The sequence below is a fragment of the Paraburkholderia oxyphila NBRC 105797 genome, from assembly GCF_000685075.1.
Classification (GTDB): domain Bacteria; phylum Pseudomonadota; class Gammaproteobacteria; order Burkholderiales; family Burkholderiaceae; genus Paraburkholderia; species Paraburkholderia oxyphila.
The window spans coordinates 1-5,714 of the sequence record NZ_BAYD01000128.1 but is presented as its reverse complement, the minus strand read 5'-3'; the positions used below and the strand labels follow the sequence as shown (position 1 = coordinate 5,714).

Genomic DNA, 5,714 nt, shown 5'->3' with positions numbered 1-5,714 from the left:
CTCATGAGTGTGCTTGAGTCGGATGGGGAAGAATGCTGGCCGCTTTACGAAGAGGTCGGGCGCATCGTCGTCTCACATCTCCTCGCGCGTGACCGGAAGACGATGTCTGGCATCGTCGATGCGTGGGCCGCAAGTTTACGGACACAAGGCGAGCTTGCGGATACATGGCCCGATTTACCGCAATACGGTCAGGTCCAGTCCGCGGCGGCCGATGCGGACGCGGCGCTCTTCTCGCTCATCCGCAAAGCGGTGCTTCCACGGGCGCAGTAACGAACGAAGCGTTACGCTGCTGTAACGCGCGGGCAGCTGTATGACTACCTCGACTGACACCGATATCGGACAGTCGTCGCACGATGTTGCGCAAGCATTCGGCATCGAACTCGCTGCGCAGGCGAGGCAGGCGCCTTGCGTCCTGTTTTTATGCCGTGAACTCTCGAGTCGCCACGTATCCGTTGTTCGCGACGGTGAGCGCCAGCTCACGCGATCGTTAAACTCGCCTTGCTCATGCGTATCCCAAGCGCTCGCAACGGTGCATGGGCCACGCATGTACATCTGCTCTCCGCCGCCTGCTCGTTACTCGAACACATGCTGACGTTCCCGGCTTCGAACGAACAGAGGGAGCAATGTCTCGCGCTACTGGGAACCGTGCATCGCCTGCTGGCTGGCGCTCAATCTCCCAGCCGAAAAAACAGGTTGCGCGGTTAGCTGCTCCATCGCTGCTCAGCGATTTTGTGAGCCGACTTTGGGTAACTTCAAGCGGACTTCGGCGCCAGTTCTGACGCAACGCCCAGCATTTCAGCGGCGAGCGTGGACGTGCGCGAGACAGCTTGCGCTGGTACAAAGACGTAAAACCGCCAAAGCTCGGCGTAGCGATCCTGCAGCGCGCCGATTTCTCCGAATGCTTCATTTCCGGGGTTATTCAGCCGTTCGACGCCGCGATTCGTTTCGACCGGTGCGGTCGCTTCCTTCATCATCGTGAGTGCCGGGCAGTAAACCACCACATCAGCGAAATCGAGCCCCAGTTGATTCGCCAGTTCAGCCTCGATGTGCGCACGCGTGCTGGCTGACTCGTGGTATTGGGCGACCCATTTGATTCTTTGATCCAGCGGCACGCTCCGACCTGAAACGACATACCCGCGTTTCAGCAGATCTCGTCCGGTGGTCCGCCGCGCAAGCGCAGAAGCGCCGGCAATGTCACAACGTGCGAGCCGATCCAGAAGCGTCCAGTCGTTGAGTTCAAGCAGATCACTCTCTGCCAGTGCGCCGTGCGCTACGGCAATTTCAACGGCCTTCGAGATCATCGCGCCTGCCGCGACCTTGGTATGGTGATAGTAGACGCGCTCGGTGAGGTAATAGCGCAGTCTAAGCACCCCAATGATCTCCGAGCGTGCATCGGGACGCTCCATGCCGTGTCGTGCCAGCCGGATGACAAGGCGATCGTCGCGCTCGGCGAAGCACCGAAAAATGCGGTCATCGTAGTTCTGGGTGAGTCCCGCGAAGTAACTGTCGCGCCGCAGATAGTCGAGCAGATCGGCGTCGATACAACCCGACACGATGTCCTTTGCCCATTGCGGTGCGGATTCGGTCGACGACAGCCCGAGCAGATGTCCGACGATCTCGCGCAGTCCAAGACGCCCAAGCGCGTGGCCCAGTTCGCCTGAAAACATCTGCGCGAGCCGCGAGCCTTCATCATGGCGATCGAAGAGCCGGCGTTCATCCTCGAGCGTGTGCCCGAACGGGATGTGCGTCACATCATGCAGCAGGGCCGCGATGCCAATCGCCGTTTCGAGATCCTGTGCGACATGCAGTCCGGAATGGCGCAGGGCCGTAACGATCTCGTGGGCGACGGCGCAGACCCCAACCGAGTGATCGAATCGCGTATGCAGAGCACCCGGATAAACCAGGTGCGCGGTGCCGAGCTGTTTGATACCTCGCAGCCGTTGCACGATTCCGAGGTCGGCTATCTGGACTTCCGCTGGGTTGAGTTCAATATCGCCGTGAACAGGGTCCCGTAGCAACATGTGTATAGAGGCAGCAAGCCTTGAAGAGCCAAATCTTTTCCATCCTACTCCCGCGGGATGCGAAGCCAGTAGCTGGATTTTCAGATGAACAAAACTAATGAATCCATGAACATTAATCCATAGTCATGCATCAGACGGTCGCGGATAATTCTGGGTTACCCGAGCAATTCGGCCACTCCCCGCTGCAAGTGATGACTCGTCCCCTACATTCTCGCGTTCCGCGCCGCACGTGAAGTTTGGGGCGACGCCTGAACGGCGACACGCCTTGCTTTCGCGCGCCGGCGCTTTGTCAGCCGGCGCGCAGTCTCATCGAAGGAGGTGCCATGACACCAACCCATGACCGCAAGCCTCTCCCATTGCCTGGCGGACAGAACAAGGTGCTGCTGCACTCGTGCTGCGCTCCTTGCTCGGGCGAAGTGATGGAAGCCATGCAGGCGTCCGGCATCGACTTCACGATTTTCTTCTACAACCCGAATATCCATCCGCTGAAGGAATACGAATTACGCAAGCAGGAAAACATCCGGTTTGCAGAGCAATTCGGTATTCCGTTTGTCGATGCCGACTACGACCGCGACAACTGGTTTGAGCGTGCCAGGGGAATGGAAAACGAACCCGAGCGCGGCATCCGCTGCACCATGTGCTTCGATATGCGTTTTGAGCGCACGGCATTGTATGCACATGAACACGGCTTCCCTGTCATCACCAGTTCGTTGGGCATCTCGCGGTGGAAGAACATGCAACAGATCAACGATTGCGGTGTGCGAGCGGCCTCGCACTATCCCGGCATGCTGTATTGGGAATACAACTGGCGCAAAGGCGGCGGCTCGGCGCGCATGATCGAGATCAGCAAGCGAGAAAACTTCTACCAGCAAGAATATTGCGGCTGCGTCTATTCGCTTCGTGACACCAATCGGCATCGCCTGGAAAGCGGCCGGGAACGCATTCAGCTGGGCGTGAAGTTCTACGGCGACGACGACTCCGCAAGCGAATCCTGAGCTCGCCATCCTTACACAGATAAGCAAGCAGAACGGCTTGAAGACACGGTACTCCGGGAAAAACGCTGGTCGCGCTGTGTACCGTCCGAGGCATACCCATTTCGCTGTTCGCCGCCAGATTTGACCCGGAGCGAGCGACCCTCGTATCCCGCAAGGTGTTCGCCACGCTCGTTCCATGACTTCGCCATCAGGCTTTCAGCCTGGCTGAGCGCTGAGGCGGTCCAGTCCCGGAAGCAGGGAAGGCTCTTCAGACAGGCGCCTCTGATCCATGAGACTTTCTAATGGTTTCATGAAATGAATTCACTTTTTTTCATCGGTTGATCAGCATACAATTCATTTCAAATATCGGCACTTAGACTGGTGAGTAGCAACTGAGAAAAGTTGCGAAAGCAGGCAATAGATGCAGATTCATTTCGGAAATTAGGGCGTCAGGTCAAAATGAGTAAAGATTTCACATTTGCAATCAAAAGCATTTATTTCGATGAAGACTATCACCCTGCAGATAATACGCGCATAACCACCAATTTCGCTAACCTGGCGAGAGGCACGAGTCGCCAGGAGAACTTGCGCAACACCTTCAGGATGATCGACAATCGTTTCAATGCCCTGGCGCATTGGGATAATCCTAAAGGCGATCGCTATACCGTCAAGCATGAAATCATTTCCGTTGAAATGAATATTGATGGTGAAAACAGCACGAGTGCGCTGCCCTTGATTGAGATCTTGAAAACGAATATTGTCGATCAAAAAACCGGCGAGCGCATTGAGGGGATTGTAGGAAATAATTTCTCCTCTTACGTGCGAGATTATGACTTCAGCGTTCTGTTGCTGGAGCATAACAAGGATCGGGCCGGGTTCAGCACGCCCGATGATTTTGGATCTCTGCACGGGAAGCTCTTCAAGAGTTTCGTGAGTTCAAGCGCTTACCGGGCCAACTTCAAAAAGCAGCCGGTTATCTGCCTGAGTGTTTCGAGTAGCAAGACCTATCATCGGACGGCGAATCAGCATCCTGTGTTGGGCGTTGAATATCTGCAGGATGAATATTCGCTCACTGACGAGTATTTCAAAAAAATGGGGTTGAAGGTTCGCTATTTCATGCCACCGAATAGTGTCGCTCCCCTGGCTTTTTATTTTGCTGGCGATTTGATCGCTGATTACAGCAACCTTGAGCTTATCGGCACGATCAGCACGATGGATACCTTCCAGAAGATCTACCGGCCGGAAATTTACAATGCGAATTCTGCGGCAGGGGAATCCTATCAGCCCAGTTTGAAGCACCAGGATTTTTCGTTAACTCGAATTGTCTATGATCGAGAGGAACGTAGCCGTCTGGCTATTGAGCAGGGAAAGTTTGCTGAAGAGCACTTTATCAAACCCTACCAGGCTGTTCTTGAGCAGTGGTCTGCGAACTACGCTCTCTGATTTATCAAAAACGCAAGGTCATATACTGTGAAAAAATTGTTGCCCACTTCGACTGCTGGTAGCCTGCCGAAACCCTCCTGGCTTGCAGAACCCGAGAAGCTTTGGTCCCCGTGGAAGTTGCAGGACGAGGAACTGGTTGAGGGCAAACAGGATGCTTTGCGTTTGTCGCTGCAAGAGCAACAACACGCAGGTATCGACATCGTCAGCGATGGCGAACAAACGCGCCAGCACTTTGTGACCACGTTTATCGAACACCTGGACGGTGTCGATTTCGAAAACCGCAAGACCGTTCGAATTCGTGATCGCTATGATGCAAGCGTACCGACGGTGGTCGGTGCTGTTGCTCGCAAAAAGCCGGTCTTTGTCGAAGACGCCAAATTCCTGCGTCAGCAAACGAATCAACCCATCAAGTGGGCGCTGCCTGGCCCCATGACGATGATCGATACGCTCTATGACGATCACTATAAAAGCCGCGAGAAGCTGGCCTGGGAATTCGCCAAAATCCTGAATCAGGAAGCTAAAGAGCTGGAAGCTGCCGGGGTCGATATCATTCAGTTCGACGAACCCGCATTCAATGTGTTCTTCGATGAGGTGAATGAGTGGGGCGTTGCCACGCTGGAACGCGCCATCGAAGGGCTGAAGTGCGAAACGGCTGTCCACATCTGCTATGGCTATGGCATCAAGGCCAATACGGACTGGAAGAAGACGCTGGGGTCGGAGTGGCGCCAGTATGAAGAGGCTTTCCCCAAGCTGCAAAAGTCCAGTATCGGCATGGTCTCGCTGGAATGCCACAACTCTCACGTCCCGATGGAGCTCATCGAGCTTATTCGCGGCAAGAAAGTGATGGTGGGGGCCATTGACGTGGCTAGCGATACCATTGAAACGCCCGAGGAGGTCGCCAATACCCTGCGAAAAGCACTCCAGTTTGTCGATGCCGACAAGCTCTATCCTTGCACCAACTGCGGCATGGCTCCCTTGTCGCGTGCAATAGCGAAAGGCAAGCTGGAAGCCTTGAGTGCAGGTGCAGAAATCGTCCGCGGAGAACTCTCGAACTCACTCTGAGCCAGAGTCGGAGGTGGTGCTCGGGCGGATTGAAGGCGGAGTAGATTTCAGGGAATTTCCTGAACAGACTCCGCGAATCTGGCGGCATACGCTGCCCAGGTTGCCCGAGCATCCAGACGAAGCAAAGACCTGTTTTCGACCCTGATCGAGCCGGCAAGCGCAAGCAGGCCGGGCTGAGGTCAGCCAAAATGACCGGACTACTTCAGGCCTTCCT

At 55.3% G+C, this 5,714-nt stretch carries 5 protein-coding genes; 4 read left to right on the top strand and 1 reads right to left on the bottom strand.

Going from position 1 to position 5,714, the window contains the following annotated elements; genetic code table 11:
- The coding region (locus tag BO1_RS60815) for a hypothetical protein (RefSeq protein WP_218002858.1) at positions 1-270 on the top strand (270 nt) is incomplete at its 5' end.
- 482 nt (positions 271-752) lie between these two features.
- Here the strand turns inward: BO1_RS60815 and BO1_RS42255 are convergent.
- The gene (locus BO1_RS42255; protein WP_084688727.1) at positions 753-2,021 is read right to left on the bottom strand and encodes an HD domain-containing protein; all 1,269 of its coding nucleotides are present in this window, start codon (positions 2,019-2,021) and stop codon (positions 753-755) included.
- Positions 2,022-2,344: 323 nt separating this feature from the next.
- Here BO1_RS42255 and BO1_RS42245 point away from each other — a divergent pair, with 323 nt between their 5' ends.
- The 3 genes from BO1_RS42245 (at position 2,345) to BO1_RS42235 (ending at position 5,500) form a co-directional block, all read left to right on the top strand.
- The gene (locus BO1_RS42245) at positions 2,345-3,016 is read left to right on the top strand and encodes an epoxyqueuosine reductase QueH (protein ID WP_028222722.1); all 672 of its coding nucleotides are present in this window, start codon (positions 2,345-2,347) and stop codon (positions 3,014-3,016) included.
- Positions 3,017-3,454: 438 nt separating this feature from the next.
- On the top strand, positions 3,455-4,438 hold the full coding sequence (locus BO1_RS42240) for a DUF1852 domain-containing protein (RefSeq protein ID WP_028222721.1): 984 nt from the start codon (positions 3,455-3,457) through the stop codon (positions 4,436-4,438).
- 27 nt (positions 4,439-4,465) lie between these two features.
- Positions 4,466-5,500, top strand: a complete 1,035-nt coding sequence (locus tag BO1_RS42235; protein WP_028222720.1) for a methionine synthase — start codon at positions 4,466-4,468, stop codon at positions 5,498-5,500.
- Positions 5,501-5,714 lie beyond the last annotated feature (214 nt).